Below are 24878 nucleotides of genomic sequence, written 5' to 3' on the forward strand. Positions count from 1 at the left end.
GGTTGCCTACGGGGTGTCCGCTTCGGGGGATTCGGGACCCGGACCGGTGGAGACTACGACGGTCACAGCCGAGCCTTTGGCTACAGTGGCACCCTGCTGAGGATTGACGCTGATGACGCGTCCCTCAGGAACGTCGTTTGAAGGCTGTGAGACAACGTCAGGCATGAGTCCAGCGTTGACAAGCTGCTGGCTCACAGCGCTTTCAGGTTGGTTCAGCAGGCCGCCGGGCACGGTTACCTGTTCAGGACCGGATGAGTACGTAACCGCGACGGCATCGCCGCGGGACAGCGTACCCACGGGATTGACGTCCAACACGGTGCCTTCGGGCTGGTCGGACGGTACGGGGTTCCGGCTGACAGCCAGGCCCAGGGAGCTCAGCTCCTGGGAAACAGTGTTCACGTCACGGCCCTGGTACTGGGAAGCGTTGACGGTGATTTCTTCCTCCGCAGCCGACGTGGTGGGGCTGGCTGAAGTCGTTGTCGGGGACGCGGAGCTGGATGTCGGCGAGGCGCTGCTGCGCGTGGGGCTGGCCGACGTAGAACTCGAGGCCGACGGCGACTGTGTGGTCCGGTCCCCGGCGGGATCGGAGTTTAGGTTCACTGCGATGAGGGCGATGATCGCGACCAGGACAAGGGAAAGGACCACGATCAGCGGAATGAGCCACTTCTTACGCTTGGGCTCGTCGTCGTAGCCGTCGTCGTTGCCGTAACCGTCGTCGTCGACGTCGTCATCCGTCCATTCCCGTGAGGCAGCCACCGAACCGGTGTCCTGGCCTGCCGAAGCGGTAACGGGAAGGGCCGAGGTGGAGGGTGAAGCATCCACTCCACGGGTTGCAGAGGTATCCCCCTGCATAGGTACGGGAGCCGTCATCGTTCCCGTGGCAGCGCTGTCTCCTGAACCGAAAAGCAGCATTCCGGGGACTGCCTGCTCGGCCGCGCTGATGTCTCCGCGGCGAATAGCTGCGACGGCACGGGCAAGGGCTTCGGCGTCGGCCGGGCGGTCCGCAGGGTCCTTGGCCAGCATGGACATGATCAGTGCCCGCACCGGAGTGGGGATGGATTCGGGCAGCGGCGGCGGGGTGTCATTGACCTGGGCCAGTGCAATGGCGATCTGGGACTCGCCGGAGAACGGACGCGTTCCGGCGAGCAGCTCGTACCCAATGACGCCGAGGGCATAGATATCGCTTGACCCGGTAGCCTGCTGGCCCGTGGCCTGTTCCGGGGCCAGGTACTGGGCCGTTCCCATGACCTGGCCGGTGGCGGTGAGGGGCACCTGGTCGGCAAGGCGCGCAATGCCGAAGTCGGTGATCTTCACCCGCCCGTCAGGCAGGATCAGGAGGTTGCCGGGCTTGACGTCGCGGTGCACGAGCCCCTGCCGGTGGGCAACGGCCAGCGCGGTGGCAGTCTGGCCGATGATGGACAGGGTACGGTCCGGAGACAGGACCTTTTCACGCTCAATGATGGTGGAGAGCGGCTGGCCGGGGACCAGCTCCATCACGAGGTAGGCGGATCCCTCTTCCTCGCCGTAGTCGAAGACGTTGGCGATGCCTTCGTGATTCAGCAGGGCCGTGTGGCGTGCCTCGGCACGGAAACGGTTCAGGAAGCCCGGATCGCCGGTGTACTCCTCCTTGAGGATCTTAATGGCGACTATCCGGCCCAGGACGAGGTCCCGTGCCTTCCAGACTTCGCCCATGCCGCCGATAGCAATACGATCGGTCAGCTGGAACCTGCCGCCTAAGGTGATTCCCGAAGTAGGCCTCACTTATTCAACACCGCCTCTAGGAGTTTTTGCGCGCTTGGAGTGGTCAATTGGGATCCGGTGGTCAGGTCAACGTTTTCCATCACGATGGAAATGACCACTTCGGGGTCGTCTGCCGGGGCGAAGCCGGTGAACCAGGCATTGTCGCCGCGGTCCTGGACTTCGGCGGTGCCGGTCTTGCCTGCCACCTTCACGCCCGGGATGCGGGCTGCGGAAGCTGTGCCGTTCTCGACTACGCTCACCATCCAGTCGGTCAGCTGCGCGGCGGTGCCGGGGCTGATGGACTCATTCAGGACGGTGGGTTCAGGTTCGTCGAGTACTGACAAGTCCGGCGCCCGCACCGTTTTGATGAGGTTCGGGGTCATTTGGACACCGTTGTTGGCAATGGCGGCGGAGATCATGGCCACTTGGAGCGGCGTCGCGGTGACGCTGCCCTGCCCGATGGAGGACAGGGCGAGCTCTGCCTGGTCCTCGGTCTCCGGGAACTGGCTGGCAGTGACTTGCGTGGGGATGCTGAACGATTCCCCGAAGCCGAACTTCTCTGCCTGCTGGGCCAGGGCATCCTGGCCCACGTCCCACGCAATCTGCGCAAAGACCGTATTGCAGGACTGTTCCAGGGCGAACTGGATGTCGGCCTCGCTGCGGCTGGCACAGGCACCGTTGGTGAAGTTCGGGAGGGAGATATTGGTCCCCGGCAGGGGCAGGGCCGCCGGATTGGGGATCACGGAGTCGGCGTTGAACTTCCCGGTTTCCAGGGCCGCCGCCGCATCCACCAGCTTGAACGTGGAGCCCGGTGCCAGCAGGGACTGGGTCGCCGGGTTCAGATACGGGGACAGTCCCGGGACGGTGAGCAGCTGCTCCATGTTCGCGTTGGCGATTTCGGTGTCGTGGCCGGCCAGCAGGTTCGTGTCATAGGACGGTTTGGACACCATGGCCAGAATGTCACCGGTCTTGGGATCCATCATGACGATCGATCCCTTCTGGCCCTCGGGAATGAGGTCATAGGCAAGCCGCTGAAGCTGCGGATCGACGGTGAGTTCAACGGATGCACCCTCGGCCTGGGCGCCGGAGAACAGCTGGACCAGCCGGTCGTAGAACTGCTGGTCAGTGTTGCCCGTCAGCTCGTCGTTCATCGCGAGCTCGAGCTGGTAGCTGCCCTGGGAGAGCGAGAAGAACCCGGTGAGCGCTGAATACAGCTCAGGATCGTTGTAGACCCGCTGGTAGTTGAACTGGTCATTCGACGGCACCGACTCTGCGATCGGAACACCGTCAACCAGGATGGAACCCCGGTTCTTCCCAAAGTCCTGATACAGGCTGCGGCTGTTGATCGGATTCTTGTTCAGGTCATCTGCGGCAAAGAACTGAACGTAGGTCAGCGAGCCGAGGATGGCCAGGAACATTGCCAGGGCGACGATCCAGCTATTGCGGATTGCTTGGTTCACGAGCGTCCTCCCTCGGCATCATTGGTGGTGTGGCGGCGTGGCCCGGCTGCGGCCGGAGCGGCCAGAGCCGGCTCCATATCCAGGGGCAGCCCGGTGGCCGCCGGGCGCCGGGCGGCGTCGGAAATCAGCAGGAGCAGGGCCACGATGATCCAGTTGGCCAGCAGTGAGGAGCCGCCGGCCGACATGAAGGGTGTCGTCAGGCCGGTGAGGGGGATCAGGCGGGTGACGCCGCCGATCACGACGAAGCACTGCAGCGCGATCGTGAAGGAAAGGCCGACGGCGAGCAGTTTTCCGAAACCGTCCCGGGTGCCGAGCGCCGCGCGGAACCCGCGCGAAACGAGCAGCACATACATGAGGACTATTGCGAAGACACCGATCAGTCCCAGCTCCTCACCGAGGGCAGCAATGATCATGTCCGAGTTCGCATACGCCACGAGATCCGGCCGGCCCTGCCCCAGGCCGGTGCCGGTCATGCCGCCGCTGGCAAGGCCGAAGAGGCCCTGAATCACCTGGTAGCTGCCGCCCGGTGACCGCTCGATCACTTCAGGATCGAAGGCGTTCAGCCAGCCGTCGATGCGCAGGGCAACGTGGCTGAAAATCTGAACGGCAACGAACCCGCCGGCGCCGATGAGCGCCAGGCCAATGAGGACCCAGCTCACGCGGCTCGTCGCGACGTAGATCATGGCCATGAAGAGACCGAAGAACAGGATGGAGGAGCCGAGGTCACGCTGGAACACCAGGACACCGATGCTTACGGCCCAGGCGGCCATCATGGGGCCCATGTCCTTGAACCGGGGGAGCTGCAGCGGCCCGACCTTGCGTCCTGCAAGCAGGATCAGGTCACGGTTCGTGGAAAGATAACCTGCGAAGAATATGGCCAGGGTGATCTTGGCGATTTCGCCGGGCTGGAACGTCCCGCCTCCCACACTGATCCAGATCCGCGCCCCGTTGATCGTCACGCCCAGCGGGGTGAGGGGCAGAAGCAGCAGGACCGCGCTGACGATCAGGGAAATGTAGGTGTAGCGGCGCAGGATGCGGTGATCCTTGATCAGGAAAAGGACAGCTATGGCGGCGGCTACGGCTACGGTGCTCCAGAGGAGCTGCCGGTCTGCGGCATCAGAGCCCTTCGCGATGTCCAGGCGGTGGATCATGGCCAGGCCAATGCCGTTCAGAGCGGTCACGATCGGAAGTATTACCGGATCGGCATACTTAGCCCGGAACCGCAGGACGACGTGGAAAGCCAGTACCAGCGCTACGAGCGTTCCGCCCTGGAGCCAGAAATCCGAGTCGAAGGCACGGTCTTCATCGATTCCCACCAGCATGTTTGCCCCGACGCCGACGGCGAGGGCCACCACCAGCAGGAGGGCTTCGATGTTGCGCCGCGGCTTGGCCGGGGCTGCGAGTTCTGACATCACTGTTCCCCTCCGCACGGGTTGGCGGGTACGGCCGCTCCGTCGTCGGTGGACTCGAGCGCGTCCGCCAATGCCGTGGCTGAGGGCGAGGGCGAAGGATTCGCCGGCTGCGGGCACAGGATCGCCTTGGCGGTCCCCCGCAGCTGGTCAACGATTTGCTCGGCGTGCACCAGGTCCCTGGCTGGAACGGTGTCGTTGACCCGGCCGCGCCAGTATTCGGGGAGGCTGTCTACCGGAATGTTGCTCGTCTCCGCCACGTGGGAAAGCTTGATGGGACCCAGCGTCTGGGAGACCCCGTTGAAGATCGCCACCCGGTTTTCCGATGCGCCCACGTAGTAGCGGGTTTGGGTCCAGGCATAGCCGACCCACAGTACCGAGGCGAGCAGTGCTGCTATGACGGCCAAGACCACCACGAGGATCCAGCGCCTGCGCTTCTTGGGTTCCTGCACTTCTTCCGGCTGGTCCCCAGTGTCGTCGTCGGCCTTGTGCATCAGCATGCGCGCTGCTCGGCGTTCCGCTGAGCGCTCGGTGACGATGGGAATCTGGCCGGTCTCGGTCGCCAGCGCAGCAGCACCAACCAGCTGGTGCGGACGCGAAGCCAGATCGCGGCGGATGATCTCGGCGCGCACAGGATTCGCAGCGTCGCGGTCCTGGTCCGGATCTTCGGTATCGGCGTCGTCCTTGGCTGCGGTTTCGGGGCCTGCAGCAGCCGGAACAGTTCCGGCAGCGTCCCGGGAGCGGGAAGCCGAAGCGGCTTCCTGCACCGGGTTTCCGCCGGTAACGGGTGCGGGTTCCCGGGCAGGTGACGGAGCGGGCGCGCGCTCCTCGTCAGAAATCTCGGCCACTTCGATGATCGCGACGGTGACGTTGTCGGGGGAGCCTCCGGCGAGCGTGAGTTCCACCAAAGTGTCGACGGCCGTGGCGATATCCCTGGATCCGCGCAGGACGGCTTCAATGTCGTCGTCCCTTAGCACTGCGTTCAACCCGTCGGAGCAAAGCAGCCATTTCTCCCCGGCGGCTACCTCAAAGGTTGCCAGATCCAGTTCGGGACTGGCGTCGACGTCCCCCAGCACGCGCATCAGCACGTTCTTATGCGGGTGGGTCTCGGCCTCTTCCGGGCGCAGACGGCCTTCGTCGATCAGCCGCTGCACGAAAGTGTGGTCCACGCTGATCTGCTCGAAGGTATCGTCCTTGAGCCGGTAGGCACGGGAATCGCCGATGTGGGCGAGGGCAACCTTATTGCCTTGGAGCAGCATGGCTGTGACCGTGGTCCCCATTCCCGAGAGCTCAGGAGACGTGGTCACCAGTTCGGAGAGCAGGGAATTTGCTGCCTGGATTTCGTCTGCCAGCACGGTAACGGCGTCGTCATCGAGGTCGGGACGGTCCAGATGGACCAGGTCCAGGACCGTCGAGGCCGATGCCACGTTGCCGCCGGCGTGTCCGCCCATACCGTCGGCAACGACGGCAAGGTAACGCCCGACGTAGGCAGAATCGTCGTTCTTGAAACGAACCATTCCTACGTCGGAGCGGGCAGCGTACCTGAGGGCAAGCGTCACTGCTAGGCCCTCAATTCGATGACCGTTTTGCCGATGCGGATCGGCATTCCCAGGTCAACGGGTTGTGCGCGGGTGAGCTGGGATCCTCCGAGGAAGGTTCCATTCGTCGAACCGAGGTCCTCGATGAACCAGCGGCTTCCCTGCGGGAACAGGCGTGCGTGCCGGCCGGACGCGTAGTCGTCCTCCAACACCAGGGTTGCTTCCTGGGCGCGGCCGAGCAGGATGGGGCTTGCTGCCAGATCAAGGGTGGTGCCGCGGAGCGGACCTTCCGTGACAACCATCTGGCGGGCCTGGACCCGCGCCGGTGCCGGCGGGGTGCGTTCCAGCTCTGGATTCTTCCGTACCTGCCGGGCGGTGGGTACTCCGGTTTTGTTGCGTGCCCCCAGGACGAGATCCCTGCGAATGGCACCCACAACGGCCAGGACCATCACCCACAACAGGAGCAGGAAGCCGTAACGCAGAAGCGTGAGAACAAGGGTGCCGTCCACTACCGACCCCCGGGCCGTACGGGCAGCAGCCGGAAGACAATGCGGGTGCGACCCATGGCAATAGTGGAACCGTCGGTGAGGATGGTTTCTCCTTGGACTTTTTGGCCGTTGACGTAGCTGCCGTTGGTCGAACCGAGGTCTACGGCCCGGACGGTGGAACCATCAGAGCGGATCTCGAGGTGGCGGCGGGAGACTCCGGTGTCATCAACGAGGATATCTGCCTCGGACGATCGGCCCAGGACAACCGATGAAGCGTTCAGCGAATAGCGCTGCCCGTCTATGTCCAGCACCGGCTGCATCCGGGTGGGACCCTGCCGGGGAGCAGGCGGCTGCGGAACGCGTGCAGCAGGTCCCTGGGACTTCTCGGTCTTCGAATCGATTTCGAGGGCGCCCGGCTTGAGGGTGGAGTCCCTTGTGAAGGAGACACGTACGGGGCCCTGGAGAGTGTAGGTCTGGCTGCGCGCATGCTTGATGACGACGTCGCACAGCTCTTCGGCCAGCGGAGCGCCCCACTCCTGGGCGCGGGCGAAGTCAGCGTCTGAAAGGCGTGCGGTGAAGACGTTCGGGGCCAGGGTGCGTCCCTGTCCGACCGTCATGGACTTCTCATCCAGTTCCCGGCGAAGGGCTATTGCCAGTTCCAGCGGTTCAACACGCCCCGAGGAACCGGTGGAAAAAGCTCCACGGACCATTCGTTCAATGCCGCGCTCAACGTTGTCGAGTAGACCCATCTCCGCCTCCTTCCCTTGTCTGGACGTGCCCGCTGTTCGGTTTCATACCTTGCTCCGTCCCGGCTTGGCGCACAGGGCGGTAAGGGAAACAATCTCCGTCGGCCCGTGCAGGGCTGCAGGCAGCCGGAGAGGTTCCAATCACTCCGATACTACTGGGGTCCGCTGAAAATTGTCTTAACACCCTGGCGGTGGGTTCAGATCGCTGATTTAGGTCCCGACGGGTGCGGGGGAAGCGCATCGCAGCCGCAAAAGGGCGATATTCGGAACGCTCAGGCCCTGGTCCGGCGCCGCATGCTGCGGGAGCCAGCGGCCGTGGCGGGGCCCGCCGGCCCCGTTTAGGTGTTTCGCAAAAATGCCGGTATGCTTGATTCTGCTGTTCCCGAGGAATAGGAATGCTCAGGTCTCACCGCACGATGTGAGAAACAATGCATCCGAAGCTGAGGGAAATCACTTTGCGCGAGTGGCGGAACGGCAGACGCGCTGGCTTCAGGTGCCAGTGTCCGAAAGGGCGTGGGGGTTCAAATCCCCCCTCGCGCACCAAACAGAATCACCCCGGCTGGATGGCCGGGGTGATTTTTTTATGTCCGGTACACGCCCTGGGGCCAGTACGGCTGGTTGGGAGGCCCAACACGCCGTGACTGGCCCCTGGGTGGGTGCCGCTTGGGTTTAGCTGCTGGGCTTCTTAGCCGCTTCTTCCTTGACGCGCTTGGCCTCAGCGCGGACAGCGGCAAAGCTGGCACGCTCGGCAACGAGCCAGGCCGGGGGAGCGGCCAGCAGTTCAGTGATCTGCGCGGTGGTCAGCGGATCCGTGATGCCGCCGCGGGCCAGGCCGCCGATCGAGATGTTCAGCTTCTGGGCGACAACCGGGCGCGGGTGCGGACCGTTGCGGCGGAGTTCGACCAGCCATTCCGGCGGGGCAGCCAGCAGTTCGTCGAGCTGCGCGCGGGTCACAGGATTGTCCTGGAACTCCTGCGGAGCTGCGGGAAGGTAAATGCCCAACTTCTTTGCAGCCGTCTCAGGCTTCATGGACTGGGAGGATTTTTCGGGGGTCATGTATCAAGGGTATCCGGCCCTCCACCCGCCCGGCGGTGGGCTACTGTGAACAGGTGTCCCACGAGTCCTCCCAGCCGGTCCGACCGGCAGCTGCACCGCTGAAAGTCTCCTATGTTCCCGGTGTGACGCCGGGCAAGTGGATCTCGCGCTGGAATGAACGCCAGGGCCGGTCCCTGGAGGCACAGCAGGTCGACGAAGCGGCCGTTCTGGAAGAACTGGCTGCCGGCAGGGCGGACCTGGTGTTCCTTCGTATCCCGGAGGACGGCTTCCAGCGCCCCGAGGGCCTGCACGCGATCCCGCTCTACCGGGAGCAGCCCGTGGTTGCCGCGCCGAAAGACCACCCGGTGGCCGCGTTCGAGGAACTGGCCCTGGCCGACCTTGCGGGCGAGAACGTCATGGACCCCGCTGACCTTGGGAGCGTTGCCATGGGGCTGGAAGTGGTTGCTTCCGGCGTCGGGCTCCTGATCCTGCCGATGTCCGTGGCGAGGATCCACTCACGCAGGGACATCATTGCCCGGCCCGTCCAGGACGCACCGGGCACCCGGATAGCGGTGGCCTGGCGCGAAGACTCCGAAGACCCCGACGTCGAAGAGTTCATCGGCATTGTCCGTGGCCGCACGGCCAACAGCTCCCGCCAGCCGTCGGCGCAGGCCGAACCGGGCAAGAAGGCCAGGCGGGGTTCGTCCGCCGGAGAACGATCAGGCCAGGGCTCCGCAGGGAAGACCCAGTCCGGCTCCAAACCGGGCCGGGGCAAGGCAGCACCCGGCAAGCAGGCAAGGCCCGGCAAAGCTGCAGGGACTAAACCGCCCCGCCGTCGTCCCGGCAAAGCACGCTAACCGGGGCGTCTGCGCAACGGATCAGGTGATCCAGCCCCGGAGGGCGTTGAATCCGCCCTCAATGACACCGTAGATCGCGTACACCGAGACGGGCACCATGATGGCCCACTCCCGCCATGACCCTGCGCGGCCGATGACCGGCAGCGACAGGCAGCCGCTCGTTTTCCACAGCTTCGCAACCAGCGGCATCGAAGCGATTTTCCGGGGGCGCTTGATGCGCAGGGGCCACAGGATCATCACCCCCTGATGAGTCAGCAGGTCACCAATGATGTGCACGCCAACGCCCAGCCCGACGGCGAGGGGCAGCCAGCCGTTGTTCTCCGGGGCGTAGAGCGCAATAAAGAGCGACAGGCCGACCGCCAGCAACCAGCTGCGGGCCGCACCTCCCGCAATTTTCAAGGCCTTCAGCGCAAACCCCATCAGCAGCACCGAGAGCAGGCCGGCTCCGATCTCGATCGTCCCGAAGCCGCGGACCTCCGTTGTCATTTCACCCAGCGCACCGGCCAGGGCTACAAAGACAGCCAGTCCCAGCAGGGAGTGGGTGCCCCGGCGGTGGCCGCCGCTGACCCGTTCCGTGATGCGGGCAAGGATCTTGGTCACCGGGGGCAGCGAGTTGGCGATCGTGCCGCTGTGGTGGTCCAGGTCCGGAAGCAGGGCAGCTCCGGCGGTCAGCAGGGCTCCGCTGACTATGCCAAGCGGGCTCACGGGGTACCAGCCCAGGGCATAAGGCGCAGTGGAGGCTACGGCTACCCAGGCTGCAGCGCCGCTCGCGGCGTGGTGGCCACCCATCATGGTGTCGTGCTTTCCTTCCGGGCGGTCAGTTCGCCGGAAATCCGGCAGTTATCCATCTTGCCACCCGGCACTGACAGAGCTGCGGTGATCAGCGGGCCCACACGGTGGAGAAGACCGGAATCACCACGGACTGGAAAGCACTGACGGCCGCGGGCCCGCATTTTCGCGGGCCCGCGGCCGTCAGTTAATCGTGGGGGGCAGCCTAGACCGTGGCGGCTTTATCTGCACCCTTCGGGTGGACAACGTTGGCGGTGGGCGTCAGGTTCTCAGCGTCGACCATCCAGGCGTACTGCTCGAGCTTGCCGATAAAACCGTGCAGGATGTCCGCGGTCGTCGGGTCCTCTTCGTCTACCTGGTCATGGACGTCCCGCATGGTCTGGACAGTTCCACGCAGCAGTGCCACTACCAACGTGACGGTGTCCTTGGTGTCAACCAGGCCCGCGGGGAACGGCGGCAGGGACGTGCCTTCGGCGACGGCCTGGCTGCGGCCATCGGGGACGGCTTCAAGGGCGCGCATACGTTCGGCGAGTTCGTCCGCGAAGAGACGGGCGTCGTCGATAATCTCGTCCAACTGCAGGTGGAGGTCGCGGAAGTTCTTGCCCACCACGTTCCAGTGCGCCTGCTTCCCCTGCAGGTGAAGTTCGATCAGGTCCACAAGGACGGCCTGCAGGTTGGTGGTCAGCTGCTTTGATGCCTTCATATTTCCTCCACTGTTGACGAGAAATGGCCGGTTCGGCCGCGGCGCCGTGCGGGATCTCCGTTTCGGGCCGCGACGGGATATAAGCAAGCTTACCTTCAGCTTGTGATCTGTTGTCCAGTTGGTTACGGTGGGGCCGGGGATGAAATAAGGCCCCTTAGTATTGGGGACTGTTTCACACAGAACAGTGCCACCCGCGACTGAAGGGACACTATGCACACCGTAGAAGAATCCATTGACGTTGCTGTACCTGTGACCACGGCCTACAACCAGTGGACGCAGTTTGAGTCTTTCCCGCACTTCATGAAGGGTGTGGAGTCCGTCACCCAGATCACGGACATGGAATCCCGCTGGACCACCAAGATCGGGGGCGTCGAGCGGACGTTCGACACGAAGGTCACGGAACAGCACCCGGATGAGCGTGTTGCCTGGAAGAGCATCGACGGAAAGTCACACGCCGGCGTCGTGACATTCCATCGCCTTGGTGACGCCGAGACCCGTGTCACTGTTCAGCTGGATTGGGATCCCGAGACGTTTGCTGAAAAGATCGGTGCTGCTGTGGGTGCCGATGACCACCGGGTCAAGGGAGACCTCGCAAGGTTTAAGGAATTCATCGAGTCAAGGGGATCTGAAACAGGCTCCTGGCGCGGAAATGTGGACGCTGCCCCAACAGCGGCCACGGGCGCCGGGGGCCTGAAGGCCGCCCCAACGGCCGACCCCTCACTCGATGATCCGGAGTCGGGCGGCCCCAGGGCGAGCGGCGTTTAGCCGCATCCCTGTCCGATCCGGACATAAAGCCCGGTGCCCCTCCCGTCTAGAGGAGGGACACCGGGCTTTTTGTGTCCTGGACACGGCCGTGCGCGCCCGCTTACGCCGGATCCAGTCCCCGGACCGCGGGTCCTTCCAACACCTCGCCCGTGGCTGTGAAGCGGGAGCCGTGCAGCGGGCAGTCCCAGGAGGCCTCGGCGTCGTTCCAGTTCAGGATGCCGTGGAGGTGCGGGCAGATGGCTGAGCGCCGGGTCGTGACACCGTTGACGGTGCAGACTGCCACCGGCGTACCGCCCTCCCTGACCACGACGCCGAGACCTTCGGACGGGACAGAATCAGCCGTGCGGGCGAGTCCGCCGGCCCAGCCGCTGATCATCTGGAGGCCTACCTCGGCGTTGTCCTTCACAGTGGACATGGCGTCGGGCACGCTGATCTTCGCCTTGTACAGGTCCTGGGACGGATCGGGTTCCCCGAGGATCTTTGCCGCCAGCGACAACGCAGCCGCCACAGCGTTGGTCATGCCCCACTTGTTGAATCCGGTGGCTGCATAGATGTTCTTGCCGAGCAGGGGCAGTTCCCCCACGTACGGTACTGCCGACGCCGGTCCGTAATCCTGGGCAGACCAGTCATAGCGGGCCTCTGCGACATTGAAGTGCTCCTGCGTCCAGCGGAACAGGTCGGTGACGCGGTCACGCGTATGGGAAGCACGGCCCACAGGATGGCCGTTGCCGCCGGAGACCAGATATTGTGTGCCGTCCACACTGGCCGTTCGGAGTGAGCGCGCCGGCTGGTCTACGGACAGGTACATGCCGGTGGGAACCTCACCCGTCACGGGAAAAGCAGCTGCGTAGGAACGAAGCGGCTTGACGACGGCGAAGTAACCTCCGCGGTCCAGGATCGGTATTCCGGTGGCAAGGACTACGGTGCCGGCCTCGATGGATCCGTCCGCAGTGTCCACGCGGACCTTCCCCTCAGGCGTGTGATGGACTTCGGTGACCCTAACGCCCTCAACGATGACCCCGGTGTGCTGACGAATTTCACGTGCCAGGGCTGCCAGTGCCTCCAAAGGGTGGAACTGCGCCTGGCCGGGGAGCTTCAGGGCAGCCCTGACGGCGAACGGCAGCTCGGTTTCGGTCATGCTCTGCACCGGAAGTCCGGCCGCAAGGCAGGCGTCACGCTCCTCGGCCAGCGAGGACGCGCCCGCTTCGGTGACGGCGTAGGTCCAGGCGTCCCGGACCTCGTAGTGCACACCTGCCTCGGTGCAGAACCGCAGCAGCCACTCCTGTCCGCGGCGGTTGGCGTCGACGTACGCGGCGGCTGTTCCGGTGTTGTGGTGCCTGGCAACCGAGGAGATGACAGTGCCCTGCAGGAGGCTGATTTTCGCTGTGGTGTTTCCAGTCGTGACAGCGCCGGTTTTCCGTGCTTCGAGTACGGCAACGCGCTGTCCCTGCCGGGCAAGGAGGAGGGCAGTGGTAAGCCCGGTGAGTCCCGCACCTACGACAACCGTGTCATAGCTGTTTCCCGGGACGAAGGTGTCAGAGGTGATTGCGGGAGCAGTATCCAGCCAGAGCGATTGCATGGCGTTCCTTCCTGTGGACCGGGCTCCAGCCCACAGGCCGTGAGACCGTTCGTCAAGGTCTGTTGAGCACTTTCGCGTACACGTTAACACTGGATAGTAAGCCTACTTCCCAAGGGCAAGCCGCTGTGCCACAGTTTAAGGCGTAGGTTTACGGGCCTCCGTATGGCCGGAGTCCACGACTCTTCGCCGGAGCTAAGGAGTTGGCCATGTCTTACGCAAGCAGCAGCCGGGGACTGTCTTCCCACAGAACCAGCACCCAGATAGCCGCGATTGTCTTTGGCGTGATTTTCCTGGCTATTGGTGTACTCGGTTTCATCCCCGGAATCACCACGAACTACGGCGCGCTTTACTTTGCCGGGTATACATCAGAGGCCGCACTTTTAGGCCTCTTCCAAGTCTCCGTACTCCATAATGTCGTTCACATGCTGCTCGGATTCATTGGCCTGTGGATGGCCAGAACCCACTCGTCAGCCCGGACATACCTGATTGGTGCCGGTGTCCTGTACCTGCTTCTGTTCATTTACGGATTGATTGTGCCCCTGAATGGAGCAGGTAATTTCGTCCCGTTCAACTGGGCTGACAACTGGCTGCATCTGGGGCTGGCAGTCGTCATGATCATTCTCGGTTTTGTGCTCGGCCCTGAACGGGCGCGCGGAAGCAGCGGCAGCCGGGGATCCCCTGGTGAAGGCAGTATTCCAAACTGAGGGTTCCAGGAAGGCACGGCATGCCGCCGTGCCTTTCGCATGTCCGAAGCGTGTCACTCGAGAAAGCGAGTATGACGGCAGATTCCCGTACTCGGCGCGCAGGCTGTAATTTAGACAGCATCCTTATGAAGGGAGTGCTGCCGTGCACCTGCAACACATCGATGATGGCCGACCCTCCGCCAGGACACTGTCCGCCGGCATCCGCCGATGACGGGCGCAGTCCGGCTGGCATCCGCGTTCCGGGAGCCCTCAACCGATGCTGCCCTCGCCGATCTGGCGAGCCTGGCAGGGGGCATCAACGGTTCGGCCGTGTCGGCGCTCTCGATCCTAAAATCAGCGGCCGTGGAAGCTCCGCTGCCGGGCCATGGGTCAACGCGGTATCTGTGGGAGCTGCTCGCCACCCTGGGCGCCGCCGATCTGACGGCAGCACGGGTGGTCGAGCCTCATCTCGATGCTCGCGCCATCCTGTCCGAGTCCACCGCCCACCCCGAGCATGATGAATATGCTGCTAAGGGCATATCTTTCGACGCCGGGTCATGGGGCGTCTTCGCGGCAGAAGCGAGCGGGATGGGCCTCGAAGCAGAGCAGCAGGACGGTGAGTGGACAATCACCGGCCGCAAGCCGTGGTGCTCCCTGGCCGACCAGTTGGATTATGCGGTGGTGACCGCCCGTACCGGCGCAGAAACCCGCCGGGCGTTCGCCGTCGACCTTCGGGACCCCGGCGTAGTGGCCTGCCAGGGGCCCTGGATTAGCCGGGGGCTGGCCGCCGTGGACAGCGCGCCGGTCGATTTCTCGAACGTTCCCGGCGTTCCCGTCGGGGCAGACAACTGGTACTTGCAGCGCAGCGGCTTCGCCTGGGGCGGCATGGGGGTGGCTGCCGTCTGGTACGGCGGAGCCGTAGGCGTTGCACGCCGTCTGCTGCAGGCGAGCCGTGAACGTACGCCGGACCAGATTGCGTCGATGCTGATGGGGCAGGTGGACACCGCCCTGTTCGCGGCCCGCACGGCGTTGGCCTCGGCTGCGCTTGAGGTTGATGCCGGCCGGGCAGACGGCCCTGCCGGCGCCGTTTTGGCGGCCCGAGTCAGGAGCGTTGTCGCCGGGGCAGCGGAACGGGTGCTCGTCGCGGCTGCCCATGGCATGGGGCCGGGGCCGCTGGCGACGGAAGAGGAACATGCCCGGCGGGTAGCCGACCTGCATGTGTACATACGCCAGCACCACGCCGAGCGCGACGACGCTTCGCTGGGCAGTGCCGTGCTGGCTGGAGGAGCAGATCCTTGGTGAGTTTTACGCACTTGGACCAAACCCGCAGCGAGCCCGCCTGGCTGGAGGTGCTGCGGGACGTCCAACCGCTGTCCGGTGACCTTCCCGGCGTGCCGTCCCGGCTGGTGGTGCTTGCCGCGCACCCGGATGACGAAACCCTGGGAGCCGGCGGGCTGATTGCATCCCTGGCAGCTGCGGGGACCGCAGTCGATGTGGTGGTGGCAACCGCCGGGGAAGGATCGCATCCAAACTCAAAAACGTACTCACCTCAGGCGCTGGCTGCGCTCCGGAACAAGGAGCTGCACGACGCCGTCTCCCGGCTTGCGCCCGCAGCGCGGGTCCATCTGCTCCCTTTGCCGGACGGCGGACTGTCCGCACACCGGACGGAGCTGGACCGGATCCTGGCGGAAGTGGTCGGGGAAGACAGTGATGATCTGTGGCTTGCCGCACCGTGGCGGGGCGACGGGCACACAGACCACGACACTGCCGGCCAGGCGGCAGCTGCATTCGCCGCAAAGGCACGCATACCGCTCCTGGAGTACCCCATCTGGCTTTGGCACTGGGGGACGCCCACCGATGTGCCGGCTGAACTGCGTGTGTTTCCGCTGGGGCAGGACGCTGCCGCGGCAAAACGCGATGCCATGGCCGCCCATTCCAGCCAGGTGAATCCGCTCTCCGGCCTGCCCGGGGACGAGGCACTGCTCGCACCGGAAGTCCTGGCACATTTCGAGCGTCCGTTCGAAAGCTTCGCCGTCACGGTTCCCAAATCCCAGAGCAGGGTCTTCGAGGAGCTGTACGCCCGCTCCTCCGATCCATGGAACTTCGAGGGAAGCTTCTACGAACACCGTAAACGCGCCCTGACGCTCGCCATGCTGCCCCGGGAACGCTTTGGACGGGTCTTCGAACCCGGGTGCTCCATCGGGGTGCTGACAGCGGAACTGGCCCGGCGTGCTGACTCAGTAATCGCCATGGACGTCTCACAGCGGGCGCTGGACCTGGCCGGGGAGCGGCTGGCTGCCGAGCCGGGGGTCCGCCTGGTCCGGGGCAGCATTCCCGGTGACTGGCCCGCAGGAGAATTCGATCTTTTGGTCATCTCCGAAGTTGGCTATTTCATGTCCCCGTCCCAGCTTCGCGAAGTTGTGTCGCAGGCTGCCGGAACGCTCGCGGAAGACGGTGTGCTGCTGCTCTGCCACTGGCGGCACCCCATGGCCGACTGGCCGCTCGGCGGTGACGACATCCATGAGGCGTTCCGGGACGGCAGCGGCCTCGACATCCAGGCCGAGCACATCGAGGAAGACTTTCGGATCGACGTCCTGGTGCATCGGCCGGCAGTATCGCCCGCCCGCCGTGAGGGCCTGCTTTGACCCTGCGACGGACCGGCGTTGTCATTCCTGCACGGAATGAGGAAGAACTGCTGCCGCGGACGCTGGCCTCGGTAGCGGCGGCCTGCTCGCCGGAAGCCGGGGTGACCGGCGCCGTGAGTGTCGCCGTCGTGGTGGATTCCTGCACCGACGGCACCGCTGACGCCGCACACCGGGCGGCGTATGAACTGGGACTTCAGCTCCACCTGCTGGAAACCGGTACCGGGAACGTTGGAGGGGCACGGGCCGCCGGGGTCGAGGCACTTCTGGACGCCGGTGCCCAGTGGATCGGCAACACAGATGCGGACACAGTAGTTCCGCGCAACTGGCTGCACACCCAGCTGCAGTTCGCCGCTGCCGGCTACGGGCTGGTGCTGGGGACAGTCGTGCCCGACGCCGCCGACCTCACTCCGCGGCACCTGGCCCTGTGGCACGCCCGTCATGAACTGGCCGAGGGGCATCCGCACGTTCACGGGGCGAATCTTGGTTTTTCTGACCGGGCCTACGCGGCGGCAGGTGGTTTTTCGCCGGCCGCGGAGCACGAAGACGTGGACCTGGCCAACCGGATGAAAGCCGCCGGCGTGCCGTGGGTTGCAACGGACTGGAACCGTGCAGTCACATCGGGCCGTTCCCAAGGCCGGGCACCCGGCGGTTTCTCGGGCTTCCTCCGTCAGCTGCCCGGATGAAAACCGGCGTGCGGGTGTGGTGCCGGTGCGCCTCGCTGAGTACCGTGGGCCCATGGATACCGAGCAGATTCAGTCACGCATCCAGGAACTGGTGGACCAGGAGCAGGCCCTGCGGGAGGCGGGGCCCAACCAGGATCCGGATCAGCACGCTCAGCAGCTGCGACGGGTAGGCGAGCAGCTCGACCAGTGCTGGGACCTGCTCCGGCAGCGCCGGGCCCGCATTGATGCCGGCGTGAACCCGGACGAAGCATCAGTCCGGCCTGTCAGCGAAGTCGAAGGCTACCGGCAGTAGTAGCCTCCTCCCTTCACCGCCTCAGCGAACGCATCAGCGTGGCGGCGCCAATCGTCCGGCGGAAGGGGCTGCGGCCGCGGAACGTCTCACCGGCGGCCCACCACATCATCGATCCCTGGCTGGCCCGGTGAAGCAACGTCCGGTAGCGGGGCGTGAGCGCCATCGAAGAGGCCGCCCCGAAACCTGCCCAGGCGAGGAGCGGAAGGTTGGGGCGCTGGAAAACGGTCTGCTTGCCGCGACGGTCACGGAAATAACTCGTAAAGCTCATCCCTTACGCGCCTTTCTTGGTTTTCCGGCTGGAGGATTTCGCCGCCGGTTTTTTCTCGTCTGGTTCCTTCTTCGTGGCGGTTCCGCTCTTCTTGCCACGGTTCTTCTCGACGCTGCGGCGAAGTGCCTCCATCAGGTCCAGGACCTTTCCGCCCTCCTCCTCCGCCTCTTCGCCGAAGGTTTCCTGCGTGTCCAGCGCTTCGCCCTTTTCCAGCTTGGCCTCAATGAGGGTCCGCAGCTGTTCCTGGTATTCGTCGGTGAATCCCGACGGGTCGAAGTCGGAGCTGAACGAATCGACCAGCGCGGAGGACATCTCCAGCTCCTTGGCCGAAATGCGGACGCTTTCCTCCAGGGAGGGGAAGGCAGCCTCGCGGACCTCGTCTTCCCAGAGCAGGGTCTGCAGTGTCAGGACGTCGCCGCGGACCCGCAGTGCACCCAACCGGCTCTTTTGCCGCAGGGAGAACTGCACGATGGCTGTCCGGTCCGTCTCTTCGAGGGTCCGGCGCAGGAGCACGTAGGACTTTGTGGATTTGGAGTCCGGCTCCAGGTAGTAGGTCCGGTCGAAGAGGATGGGGTCCACCTGATCGCTCGGAACAAACTCCACGACGTCGATTTCACGGCTTTTCTCCACCGGCAGTGATGCCAGGTCCTCATCCGTGAGCACAACTGTCTGCTCGCCGTCGTCGTAAGCCTTGGCAATGTTCTTGTACTCGACGACTTCGCCGCAAATTTCGCAGCGCCGCTGGTAGCGGATCCGCCCGCCGTCCTTTTCGTGTACCTGATGCAGGCTGACGTCGTGGTCCTCGGTGGCGGAATACACCTTCACCGGCACGTTGACCAGCCCGAACGCTATGGCACCCTTCCAGATCGCTCTCATGTACCCAGTGAACACCAAGCAGGCTGAGAGTTTCCAGACTTCGGCACCGCGGCCGATTTCCCGAGGGTCCTTGGCGCTGCGGTGATCCGCCTTTAGCCTATGAGCAGTTATCCGGCGCTCGGGGCGGTAGCTGACCCATAAGGAACAGCCAATCCGGGAGAAACCCCATGATCCAGGAACAAGACCTAGAGACGCTGCGCGGATTGGTCAGCGGGATTATCGGCCTGCCGGGCGAAGCCGCCTACGCCGAGGACACTGCGGCCTATAACCTCTCGCAGGTGCACCGGCCGGATGCCACACTGGGAGCGCTCGATGCCGGCGACGTCGCCCGGGCAGTCGGATGGGCGGCCGAACGCAGCATTCCGGTGGCCGTCCAGGCAACAGGACATAACGCCGCTGCGCCCATGGACGAAGGACTGCTGGTCAACGCGTCGCGGCTCCAGGAGGTTGCCGTGGATCAGGAAGCCGGGGCCGTCACGGTTGGGGCGGGCGTTCGCTGGTCCGCGGTGCTGGAGAAGCTGCTGCCGCTGGGCCTGACAGCGGCGCACGGCTCCAGTTCCAGCGTGGGCGTGGTGGGCTACACCCTCGGAGGCGGGCTGCCTTTGATGGGCCGGACGCTCGGCTTCGCATCGGACCATGTCCGGAGTTTCGATCTGGTCACCCCCGAAGGCCGGCATCGCCGAATCGATCCGGAGACTGAGCCGGAGCTCTTTACCGTGCTGCGAGGGGGCAAGGGAAATTTTGGAATTGTCACATCCATGACACTGGGAGTGGTTCCGCTGGGGGATTTCTACGGCGGGCAACTCGTTTATGCGGAAGATTCCTCTGCCCGGGTGCTGGAACTTTTCCGGCAGTGGGCACCGACGCTGCCGCGGGAGGCTTCAGTGTCGCTGGCATTCATGCACCTTCCCGACCTTCCGTTCCTTCCGGAAGAGGTGCGGGGTACGGCCCCGGTCATCCTGCGCTTCGCGTTCTTTGGGGAAGCACGGGACGCTGATACGCTCCTGGGGCCCATGCGGGAAGTGCAGACCCTGCGGGACACCGCCGGCCCCATGGACTACCGGGACGTCGATGCAGTACACGGCGACCCCACGGATCCCGCTCCCGGCATGGAACGGGGAGTGCTGCTGACGGAGCTCAGCGACGAAGCGGCCGGCGAACTGCTGCAGCAGATTGGCCCGGGTTCCGGGACACCACTGGTCATGGCCGAACTGCGCCTTCTTGGCGGGGCGCTGGGCGAAGCCCCCGCATTCCCGGATGCCGTGTCGGGACGCACTGCCGCCTTCCATCTCTTTATCCTCGGCGTCGCGGGCCAGTCCGACGGCGATCCCGTCCAGGCTGCACTGACAAGGCTGGCTCTAGCGCTGGAGCCCTGGGCAGCCGGCAGTCTGATCAACTTCCACGGCCCGGCGGGGGACGAGACCGACCGTGCCCGGGCCTGGGAACCGGAGATGTACTCCCGGCTCCGGGATGCCAAAGCCGCCTGGGACCCGCAGAACCTCTTCCGCTACGGCCACGCCGTTCCGCCGGTTGGTTTAATGGAGACGGCATCCGGCTAATTTTCGGCCGGTCCGGCGGGGAGAGGCAGGAATCACGGTATGGACTCTCAATCCCGGGTACGTGATGAACTCACAGTGGGACAGGTCGCTGAGCGAAGCGGCGTCGCCGTCTCCGCCCTGCACTTCTATGAACGCCAGGGCCTGATCCGCAGCCGCCGGACCGGCGGAAACCAGCGTCGTTTCGACCGCTCGGTGCTGCGCCGGGTCGCGGTGATCCGGGCCGCCCAGCGGGCGGGAATCCCGCTCTCCCATATCGCCGCGGTTTTCGCCGAGCTTCCCGACGACGGTGTGCCCGACCAGGATGACTGGCGGCGCATGAGCGCCGTCTGGCGGACCGAACTCGATGACCGGATCCGGCAGCTGGAGGCACTGCGTGACCGGCTCGGAGGATGTATTGGCTGCGGCTGCCTGTCCCTGGCCGAATGCGGTTTCGTGAATCCGGAGGATGCTTCGGGGCTGCAGGCACCGGGAGCGCGGATGCTGGAACCGGGTCTCTGATTTGACCTCAACTATTGTTGAGGTTCTAACGTTGAGGCATGACTTCAACGGCAGTAACCCATCCCCTCGTTGATGACTTCAAAGACGCCTTCCGCGGCCATCCCGCCGGAGTCGCCATTATTACCGCCGAGGGGTCGGAAGGTCCCGTCGGACTGACGGCATCTTCCGTGAGTTCGGTATCCGCCGTTCCGCCGATCGTGGCCTTCTCCCTGGCCTCGGCGCAGGGATCAGCCGGCGTCATCGGGGCTGCGGAAACCGTGGTGGTGCATCTGCTCGGTGCCGACAACGCAGAGCTGGCAGCTGTTTTCGCGTCTGCCGGCTCCGAGAGGTTCGGTCCGGACCGTGCCTGGACTCGTCTTCCCGGGGGAGAACCGCTGCTGCACGGCGTGCCCCGTGCTTTGGTGTGCCGCGTCATGTCACGGATGCAGGCCGGAAGTTCAATCCTGTTAGCCGCCGGCGTGGAGGAGATCGTGACCGGCCCGCCCGCAGCACCCCTGGTTTACCATGACCGCACCTTCCACCATTTGGGTGACCACTCGGCCCTCTAGCTGTTAGCTCTGGCGGAGGTCCCGCCCTGCGGCCCGTGCCAGCGCTTCCGCCACGCGCTCGAGTGCCGGAATCTCCACTCGCCACTGCTGCCAGAAGAGGGGAACATCCAGGACCTGTCCTGGATCGAGAAGTACCAGGGAGCCGTTTTCCACCAACGGGTCGCTCTGGAGGTCCGGAAGCATGCCCCAGCCCAACCCCAGCCGCACCGCCTGCAGGAAGTCTGAGGACGCAGGAACGTAGTGGCGCGGCGGCATGACCCCGGACCCGAATCTCTCCTCCAGGAATCTTTCCTGGAGCGCGTCCTTGCGGTTGAAGACGATCATGGGTGCCAGGGCGGCTGCCTGGGCCGTCCACCCTTGGGGAAACCAGCGGCGGCAGAACGCAGCGCTGGCCATCGGCCGGTACCGCATGACCCCGAGCGGTGTGGCGGAGCAGCCCTGTACGGCCGCCGGGCTTGAGGTCACGGCTCCCATGGCAGTCCCGTTCCGCAGGCTCTCCGCCGAATGGTCCTGGTCCTCCAGCGTGAACTCCAGGCTCACGTCCGGCAGTCCCGCCAAGGCCGGAAGCACCCAGGTCGCCAGCGAGTCGGCATTGACCACCAGCTGCACACTGGGTGGCCGTCCCTGCTCCGCCAGTCCCAGCCGTTCGACGGCGTCGCTCTCCAGGGCGGCGATTTGCCGCGCCAAACGCAGCAGGACGGCGCCGGGCTCCGTGGCCGCCACCGGACGGGTACGGCGGACCAGGATACAGCCGGCCCGCACCTCAAGTGCCTTCACCCGCTGGCTGACGGCGGACGGGGTGAGGTGCAGTGCGGCGGCAGCGGCGTCGAATCCGCCGTGGTCAATGACAGCGCTCAGGGCGCGCAGCTGGTCCGCATTGAAGTCCATGTTTAGAAATACTAATGTTCCGTGAAAATAATTAGCTAGGAAGCACGTTCGCGGCCCCCTAACGTAGGGAGCATGACCCCCGATCTCGTTTCCCTGCTCACCGGCTTCGGCAGTGGACTGGCACTGATTGTCGCCATTGGCGCGCAGAACGCCTTTGTCCTTCGGCAGGGAATCCGGCGCGAACATCTGCCTGCAGTGCTCGCTGTCTGCATCCTCAGCGACGCCGTCCTGATCCTCGCCGGAACAGCAGGCATCGGCAGGCTGACCGAATCTGCCCCCTTCCTGGTGGAGGTGCTGCGCTGGGCGGGAGCAGCATTTCTCCTGGTTTACGCAGGACTGTCCCTTCGGCGGGCTATCCGGCCTTCAGCGCTGCATGCAGCTGGATCAGGGAGCGGATCGATGGCGGCGGCTGTCCTCACGTGCCTGAGCCTCACATGGCTCAATCCGCACGTGTACCTGGACACGGTGGTCCTGCTCGGTTCGCTTGCAGCCACCCACGGAGCGGACGGCCGCTGGATCTTTGCTGCCGGCGCCGTGACAGCCAGTGCCGTGTGGTTTACCGCCCTGGGTTTTGGGGCCCGGCTCCTGGCGCCGGTGTTCGCCCGGCCCAGGGCATGGCGGGTGCTCGACCTGGGGATCGCCGTCTTCATGGCCGTACTTGCCTTCAGTCTTCTCCGGACCCCTGTGTAGGCGCAGAAGGCCTGCTTAGGCGGAGCCCGCCCGTACCTGTGCGTCAATCAGGATTTCCGCGGCCCGGCGTGCCTGGTGGGCCGGTTCTGCGGATCCGCAAATCGCCGCCGTCGTCTGTGCTCCCTCGGCGAGCAGGGCCAGCTGGGGGCCGAGCCCCGGAGCCCCGCCGGCTGCCGCAACCAGTTCGTCCATTACGCGCTGGAAAGACTCCTTATGGGCCCGCGTACGCTGTGCCACGTCGGGGGACTGGCTTCCCAGTTCGCCAAAGGTGTTGATGAAGGCGCAGCCGCGGAAAGATTCCTCCGCGAACCAGCCGGCAAGGTAGTCGTAGACGGCCAGCAGCTTCTGCCGCGGTTCCGCTGCTTCTTCGATCCTGGCCTGCAACCCGGTAGTCCAGGTGGTATGGCGCCGGTCCAGCACGGCGAATAGTATGGCCTGCTTGGACGGGAACAGGGCATAGAGCTTCTTCAGCGGGAGGCCAACCTCGCGCCGAAGTTCAGCCATGCCGACAGCCTGGACGCCGCGCTCATAAAAAAGGCGGTCCGCGACGTCGATCACGTGTCCACGTTCGTCCGCTAAGTTCATAGACTCCATTGTACTTCTCTGAGAACGATCGTTCCCTAGAGTGGTCACCGAATGGAGAATGATGATTCTCACCGCTTCACGAGGAGGAACAAGAATGGGACGCATCAGTGTTGGTACGGAAAACAGCACCTCGATAGACCTCTATTACGAGGACCACGGCTCCGGGCAGCCGGTTGTCCTCATCCACGGCTACCCGCTGGACGGGTCCTCCTGGGAGAAGCAGACCGCTGCACTGCTGGCGGCGGGCTACCGGGTGATCACGTACGACCGCCGCGGTTTCGGCCGATCAGGGAAGCCGGCCACAGGCTACGACTATGACACCTTCGCAGCGGACCTCAACTCCGTGCTCAACACCCTGGACCTCCAGGACGCCGTACTGGTCGGCTTCTCCATGGGTACCGGGGAAGTCGGCCGCTACCTCGGTACGTACGGTTCCGGCCGCGTCGCCAAGGCCGTGTTCCTGGGCTCGCTGGAACCGTATCTGCTGAAGACGGACGACAATCCGGAAGGTGTCCCGCAGGAGGTCTTCGACGGGCAGCTGGAGGCCGTCACTGCGGACCGGTATGCCTTCTTTACCGAGTTCTTCAAGAACTTCTACAACGCCGATGAACTGCTGGGCACTTCGCGGCTTAGCCAGGAGGTCATGGACGCCGGGTGGAACCTGGCCGCCAGCGCCAGTCCCGTCGCCTCAATTGCGGCACAGCCCACCTGGCTGACCGACTTCCGCCAGGACATTCCCAAGATCGACGTTCCCGCCCTGATCGTCCACGGCACAGCGGACAATATCCTGCCTATTGACGCAACGGGGCGGCGTTTCGCCAAGGCACTGCCTTCGGCCGAGTACATCGAGATTGAGGGAGCGCCCCACGGCCTTCTGTGGACTCACGCAGACGATGTCAACGATGCACTGCTGAAGTTCCTGGCGCAGTAGTCCCAAGTCCCCGGCCCGACTGCCGCAGGGATGGACTACAGTGTGCTCCATCAATGGGGGAGGGCCGGGGAAAGCGGCAGGTCCGGCGGCCAGGACGCGGCCGCCGGCTTCCCCCCGGACAAGCTAAGGGGACACTGCCCATGACCAGCAGGCAGAGCGACTTCGATCCGCGTTATGACGCCGCCTTCCAGCGTGGAGGCGGGGACGGCGGGACAGGCATCCAGCGGTTTACCGCCGAGGCTCCCCAAGTTGTGGAGATCAGTGACGTCCCGGCAGTATCGCACCCCACCAGCGCTCCTCCGCAAGTCTGGGTGGAACTTGAGCGGCGCCAGCGCAAATACCGTCTCGCGGCCTGGGGCCTCGCGGGCGGACTGGTGGTGCTGGGCCTCTTTGGGCTGTTCGCGGACCTCATCATCCCGCCGGAACCGGCAGAGCCGCAGATGAACTACAGCGGGTATATGAACGAACCGTGGACCATGAGGCTCCGCTATGCGGCACCGAACCTGATTATGCTGGGGGTAATAACCGCCATCGTCCAGGTCGTCATCGAACAGATGCAGGCTTTCCGGATGCGGATGGGCCGCTGAAGGCCCAAGCCGGGCATGGCAAGCCAAGCGAGGAGA

Annotated in this window: 26 protein-coding genes, 1 tRNA gene and 1 pseudogene; 14 read left to right on the top strand and 14 right to left on the bottom strand. The window is 64.8% G+C overall.

The genetic code is table 11. The features are described 5' to 3' along the window. Positions 1 to 6: 6 nt before the first annotated feature. From NF551_RS00105 to NF551_RS00130, 6 genes are read right to left on the bottom strand one after another with little or no spacing between them, the layout of a single operon-like run. The gene (locus NF551_RS00105; RefSeq protein WP_227896439.1) at positions 7 to 1761 is read right to left on the bottom strand and encodes a protein kinase domain-containing protein; all 1755 of its coding nucleotides are present in this window, start codon (positions 1759 to 1761) and stop codon (positions 7 to 9) included. Next, positions 1758 to 3200 carry a peptidoglycan D,D-transpeptidase FtsI family protein gene (locus NF551_RS00110; RefSeq protein WP_227896440.1) on the bottom strand — a complete coding sequence of 481 codons (1443 nt, stop codon included), beginning with the start codon at positions 3198 to 3200 and terminating at the stop codon, positions 1758 to 1760. Before NF551_RS00110 ends, NF551_RS00105 begins: the two co-directional genes overlap by 4 nt. After that, complete coding sequence (locus NF551_RS00115; protein ID WP_227896441.1) at positions 3197 to 4612, bottom strand: FtsW/RodA/SpoVE family cell cycle protein; 1416 nt, start codon at positions 4610 to 4612, stop codon at positions 3197 to 3199. The genes NF551_RS00110 and NF551_RS00115 overlap by 4 nt, the downstream gene beginning before the upstream one ends. Continuing rightward, positions 4612 to 6168 (bottom strand): PP2C family protein-serine/threonine phosphatase, encoded by a 1557-nt coding sequence (locus tag NF551_RS00120; protein WP_341481687.1) that lies wholly within the window; start codon positions 6166 to 6168, stop codon positions 4612 to 4614. The genes NF551_RS00115 and NF551_RS00120 overlap by 1 nt, the downstream gene beginning before the upstream one ends. 2 nt (positions 6169 to 6170) lie before the next feature. Beyond that, positions 6171 to 6656, bottom strand: a complete 486-nt coding sequence (locus NF551_RS00125) for an FHA domain-containing protein FhaB/FipA (RefSeq protein ID WP_423721922.1) — start codon at positions 6654 to 6656, stop codon at positions 6171 to 6173. Next, a complete protein-coding gene (locus tag NF551_RS00130) occupies positions 6656 to 7384 on the bottom strand; it encodes an FHA domain-containing protein (RefSeq protein ID WP_227896442.1) in 729 nt (242 codons plus the stop codon). Before NF551_RS00130 ends, NF551_RS00125 begins: the two co-directional genes overlap by 1 nt. A 454-nt stretch (positions 7385 to 7838) precedes the next feature. Here NF551_RS00130 and NF551_RS00135 point away from each other — a divergent pair. After that, positions 7839 to 7924, top strand: a tRNA-Leu gene (locus tag NF551_RS00135). A gap of 126 nt (positions 7925 to 8050) precedes the next feature. Here the strand turns inward: NF551_RS00135 and NF551_RS00140 are convergent. After that, positions 8051 to 8410, bottom strand: a complete 360-nt coding sequence (locus tag NF551_RS00140; protein WP_227896452.1) for a DUF5997 family protein — start codon at positions 8408 to 8410, stop codon at positions 8051 to 8053. A gap of 80 nt (positions 8411 to 8490) precedes the next feature. Here NF551_RS00140 and NF551_RS00145 point away from each other — a divergent pair, with 80 nt between their 5' ends. After that, the gene (locus NF551_RS00145) at positions 8491 to 9273 is read left to right on the top strand and encodes a LysR family substrate-binding domain-containing protein (protein WP_227896443.1); all 783 of its coding nucleotides are present in this window, start codon (positions 8491 to 8493) and stop codon (positions 9271 to 9273) included. Between the two features lie 21 nt (positions 9274 to 9294). Here NF551_RS00145 and NF551_RS00150 read toward each other — a convergent pair whose 3' ends face one another. Next, positions 9295 to 10065 carry a metal-dependent hydrolase gene (locus NF551_RS00150; protein WP_227896444.1) on the bottom strand — a complete coding sequence of 257 codons (771 nt, stop codon included), beginning with the start codon at positions 10063 to 10065 and terminating at the stop codon, positions 9295 to 9297. 202 nt (positions 10066 to 10267) lie between these two features. Further along, positions 10268 to 10765, bottom strand: coding sequence for a Dps family protein (locus NF551_RS00155; RefSeq protein ID WP_227896453.1), 498 nt, complete (start codon positions 10763 to 10765; stop codon positions 10268 to 10270). A 210-nt stretch (positions 10766 to 10975) separates the two neighbouring features. On the opposite strand from NF551_RS00155, the pseudogene NF551_RS00160 reads away from it, so the two are divergent. Further along, positions 10976 to 11419: pseudogene (locus tag NF551_RS00160) on the top strand (SRPBCC family protein); the annotation flags it as partial. A gap of 211 nt (positions 11420 to 11630) precedes the next feature. Here NF551_RS00160 and NF551_RS00165 read toward each other — a convergent pair. After that, positions 11631 to 13109: an FAD-dependent oxidoreductase gene (locus NF551_RS00165; RefSeq protein WP_227896454.1), complete on the bottom strand. Its 1479-nt coding sequence runs from the start codon at positions 13107 to 13109 to the stop codon at positions 11631 to 11633. A 206-nt stretch (positions 13110 to 13315) separates the two neighbouring features. Between NF551_RS00165 and NF551_RS00170 the strand changes: the two genes are divergently transcribed. From NF551_RS00170 to NF551_RS00190, 5 genes are all read left to right on the top strand, one after another. Continuing rightward, on the top strand, positions 13316 to 13813 hold the full coding sequence (locus NF551_RS00170) for a DUF4383 domain-containing protein (protein WP_227896455.1): 498 nt from the start codon (positions 13316 to 13318) through the stop codon (positions 13811 to 13813). A gap of 207 nt (positions 13814 to 14020) precedes the next feature. Then, positions 14021 to 15094, top strand: coding sequence for an acyl-CoA dehydrogenase family protein (locus NF551_RS00175; RefSeq protein ID WP_227896456.1), 1074 nt, complete (start codon positions 14021 to 14023; stop codon positions 15092 to 15094). After that, positions 15091 to 16437: a bifunctional PIG-L family deacetylase/class I SAM-dependent methyltransferase gene (locus NF551_RS00180; protein WP_227896457.1), complete on the top strand. Its 1347-nt coding sequence runs from the start codon at positions 15091 to 15093 to the stop codon at positions 16435 to 16437. Before NF551_RS00175 ends, NF551_RS00180 begins: the two co-directional genes overlap by 4 nt. Further along, positions 16434 to 17120 carry a glycosyltransferase family 2 protein gene (locus tag NF551_RS00185; protein ID WP_227896458.1) on the top strand — a complete coding sequence of 229 codons (687 nt, stop codon included), beginning with the start codon at positions 16434 to 16436 and terminating at the stop codon, positions 17118 to 17120. The genes NF551_RS00180 and NF551_RS00185 overlap by 4 nt, the downstream gene beginning before the upstream one ends. Before the next feature lie 52 nt (positions 17121 to 17172). Next, positions 17173 to 17412, top strand: coding sequence for a DUF2630 family protein (locus NF551_RS00190; protein ID WP_227896459.1), 240 nt, complete (start codon positions 17173 to 17175; stop codon positions 17410 to 17412). A 13-nt stretch (positions 17413 to 17425) separates the two neighbouring features. Here NF551_RS00190 and NF551_RS00195 read toward each other — a convergent pair whose 3' ends face one another. Together NF551_RS00195 and ku are read right to left on the bottom strand one after the other, a co-directional pair. Beyond that, positions 17426 to 17680: a hypothetical protein gene (locus NF551_RS00195; RefSeq protein WP_227896460.1), complete on the bottom strand. Its 255-nt coding sequence runs from the start codon at positions 17678 to 17680 to the stop codon at positions 17426 to 17428. Between the two features lie 3 nt (positions 17681 to 17683). Further along, complete coding sequence (gene ku, locus NF551_RS00200) at positions 17684 to 18556, bottom strand: non-homologous end joining protein Ku (RefSeq protein ID WP_227896461.1); 873 nt, start codon at positions 18554 to 18556, stop codon at positions 17684 to 17686. Between the two features lie 167 nt (positions 18557 to 18723). Between ku and NF551_RS00205 the strand changes: the two genes are divergently transcribed. The 3 genes from NF551_RS00205 to NF551_RS00215 are packed head-to-tail and all read left to right on the top strand — an operon-like array spanning position 18724 to position 21161. Beyond that, a complete protein-coding gene (locus NF551_RS00205) occupies positions 18724 to 20115 on the top strand; it encodes an FAD-binding oxidoreductase (RefSeq protein WP_227896462.1) in 1392 nt (463 codons plus the stop codon). A 39-nt stretch (positions 20116 to 20154) separates the two neighbouring features. Further along, positions 20155 to 20613 carry a redox-sensitive transcriptional activator SoxR gene (gene soxR / locus NF551_RS00210; RefSeq protein WP_227896463.1) on the top strand — a complete coding sequence of 153 codons (459 nt, stop codon included), beginning with the start codon at positions 20155 to 20157 and terminating at the stop codon, positions 20611 to 20613. 38 nt (positions 20614 to 20651) lie between these two features. Then, on the top strand, positions 20652 to 21161 hold the full coding sequence (locus tag NF551_RS00215) for a flavin reductase family protein (protein WP_227896464.1): 510 nt from the start codon (positions 20652 to 20654) through the stop codon (positions 21159 to 21161). Between the two features lie 3 nt (positions 21162 to 21164). Here NF551_RS00215 and NF551_RS00220 read toward each other — a convergent pair whose 3' ends face one another. Then, entirely contained in the window at positions 21165 to 22049 is an 885-nt protein-coding gene (locus NF551_RS00220; protein WP_227896465.1) for a LysR family transcriptional regulator ArgP, read from the bottom strand. Between the two features lie 72 nt (positions 22050 to 22121). Here NF551_RS00220 and NF551_RS00225 point away from each other — a divergent pair, with 72 nt between their 5' ends. Further along, the gene (locus tag NF551_RS00225) at positions 22122 to 22739 is read left to right on the top strand and encodes a LysE/ArgO family amino acid transporter (protein ID WP_227896466.1); all 618 of its coding nucleotides are present in this window, start codon (positions 22122 to 22124) and stop codon (positions 22737 to 22739) included. 15 nt (positions 22740 to 22754) lie between these two features. Here NF551_RS00225 and NF551_RS00230 read toward each other — a convergent pair whose 3' ends face one another. Then, positions 22755 to 23324, bottom strand: coding sequence for a TetR/AcrR family transcriptional regulator (locus tag NF551_RS00230; protein ID WP_227896467.1), 570 nt, complete (start codon positions 23322 to 23324; stop codon positions 22755 to 22757). Between the two features lie 94 nt (positions 23325 to 23418). Here NF551_RS00230 and NF551_RS00235 point away from each other — a divergent pair, with 94 nt between their 5' ends. Continuing rightward, a complete protein-coding gene (locus NF551_RS00235) occupies positions 23419 to 24255 on the top strand; it encodes an alpha/beta fold hydrolase (RefSeq protein ID WP_227896468.1) in 837 nt (278 codons plus the stop codon). Between the two features lie 140 nt (positions 24256 to 24395). After that, the gene (locus NF551_RS00240) at positions 24396 to 24842 is read left to right on the top strand and encodes a hypothetical protein (protein ID WP_227896469.1); all 447 of its coding nucleotides are present in this window, start codon (positions 24396 to 24398) and stop codon (positions 24840 to 24842) included. Positions 24843 to 24878: the final 36 nt, after the last annotated feature.

It is taken from the genome of Arthrobacter caoxuetaonis (assembly GCF_023921125.1).
In the GTDB taxonomy this organism is placed as follows: Bacteria; Actinomycetota; Actinomycetes; order Actinomycetales; family Micrococcaceae; genus Arthrobacter_B; species Arthrobacter_B caoxuetaonis.

Excerpts from the sequence above, each read along its gene's own strand:
- NF551_RS00195 (WP_227896460.1), bottom strand. The coding sequence starts at position 17,680 with ATGAGCTTTACGAGTTATTTCCGTGACCGTCGCGGCAAGCAGACCGTT.
- NF551_RS00140 (WP_227896452.1), bottom strand. The coding sequence starts at position 8,410 with ATGAAGCCTGAGACGGCTGCAAAGAAGTTGGGCATTTACCTTCCCGCA.
- NF551_RS00165 (WP_227896454.1), bottom strand. The coding sequence starts at position 13,109 with ATGCAATCGCTCTGGCTGGATACTGCTCCCGCAATCACCTCTGACACC.
- NF551_RS00115 (WP_227896441.1), bottom strand. The coding sequence starts at position 4,612 with ATGTCAGAACTCGCAGCCCCGGCCAAGCCGCGGCGCAACATCGAAGCC.
- NF551_RS00240 (WP_227896469.1), top strand. The coding sequence starts at position 24,396 with ATGACCAGCAGGCAGAGCGACTTCGATCCGCGTTATGACGCCGCCTTC.
- NF551_RS00175 (WP_227896456.1), top strand. The coding sequence starts at position 14,021 with ATGACGGGCGCAGTCCGGCTGGCATCCGCGTTCCGGGAGCCCTCAACC.
- ku (WP_227896461.1), bottom strand. The coding sequence starts at position 18,556 with ATGAGAGCGATCTGGAAGGGTGCCATAGCGTTCGGGCTGGTCAACGTG.
- NF551_RS00155 (WP_227896453.1), bottom strand. The coding sequence starts at position 10,765 with ATGAAGGCATCAAAGCAGCTGACCACCAACCTGCAGGCCGTCCTTGTG.
- NF551_RS00130 (WP_227896442.1), bottom strand. The coding sequence starts at position 7,384 with ATGGGTCTACTCGACAACGTTGAGCGCGGCATTGAACGAATGGTCCGT.
- NF551_RS00220 (WP_227896465.1), bottom strand. The coding sequence starts at position 22,049 with ATGGACTTCAATGCGGACCAGCTGCGCGCCCTGAGCGCTGTCATTGAC.
- NF551_RS00150 (WP_227896444.1), bottom strand. The coding sequence starts at position 10,065 with ATGATGGGTGGCCACCACGCCGCGAGCGGCGCTGCAGCCTGGGTAGCC.
- NF551_RS00205 (WP_227896462.1), top strand. The coding sequence starts at position 18,724 with ATGATCCAGGAACAAGACCTAGAGACGCTGCGCGGATTGGTCAGCGGG.
- soxR (WP_227896463.1), top strand. The coding sequence starts at position 20,155 with ATGGACTCTCAATCCCGGGTACGTGATGAACTCACAGTGGGACAGGTC.
- NF551_RS00230 (WP_227896467.1), bottom strand. The coding sequence starts at position 23,324 with ATGAACTTAGCGGACGAACGTGGACACGTGATCGACGTCGCGGACCGC.
- NF551_RS00190 (WP_227896459.1), top strand. The coding sequence starts at position 17,173 with ATGGATACCGAGCAGATTCAGTCACGCATCCAGGAACTGGTGGACCAG.
- NF551_RS00170 (WP_227896455.1), top strand. The coding sequence starts at position 13,316 with ATGTCTTACGCAAGCAGCAGCCGGGGACTGTCTTCCCACAGAACCAGC.
- NF551_RS00235 (WP_227896468.1), top strand. The coding sequence starts at position 23,419 with ATGGGACGCATCAGTGTTGGTACGGAAAACAGCACCTCGATAGACCTC.
- NF551_RS00215 (WP_227896464.1), top strand. The coding sequence starts at position 20,652 with ATGACTTCAACGGCAGTAACCCATCCCCTCGTTGATGACTTCAAAGAC.
- NF551_RS00225 (WP_227896466.1), top strand. The coding sequence starts at position 22,122 with ATGACCCCCGATCTCGTTTCCCTGCTCACCGGCTTCGGCAGTGGACTG.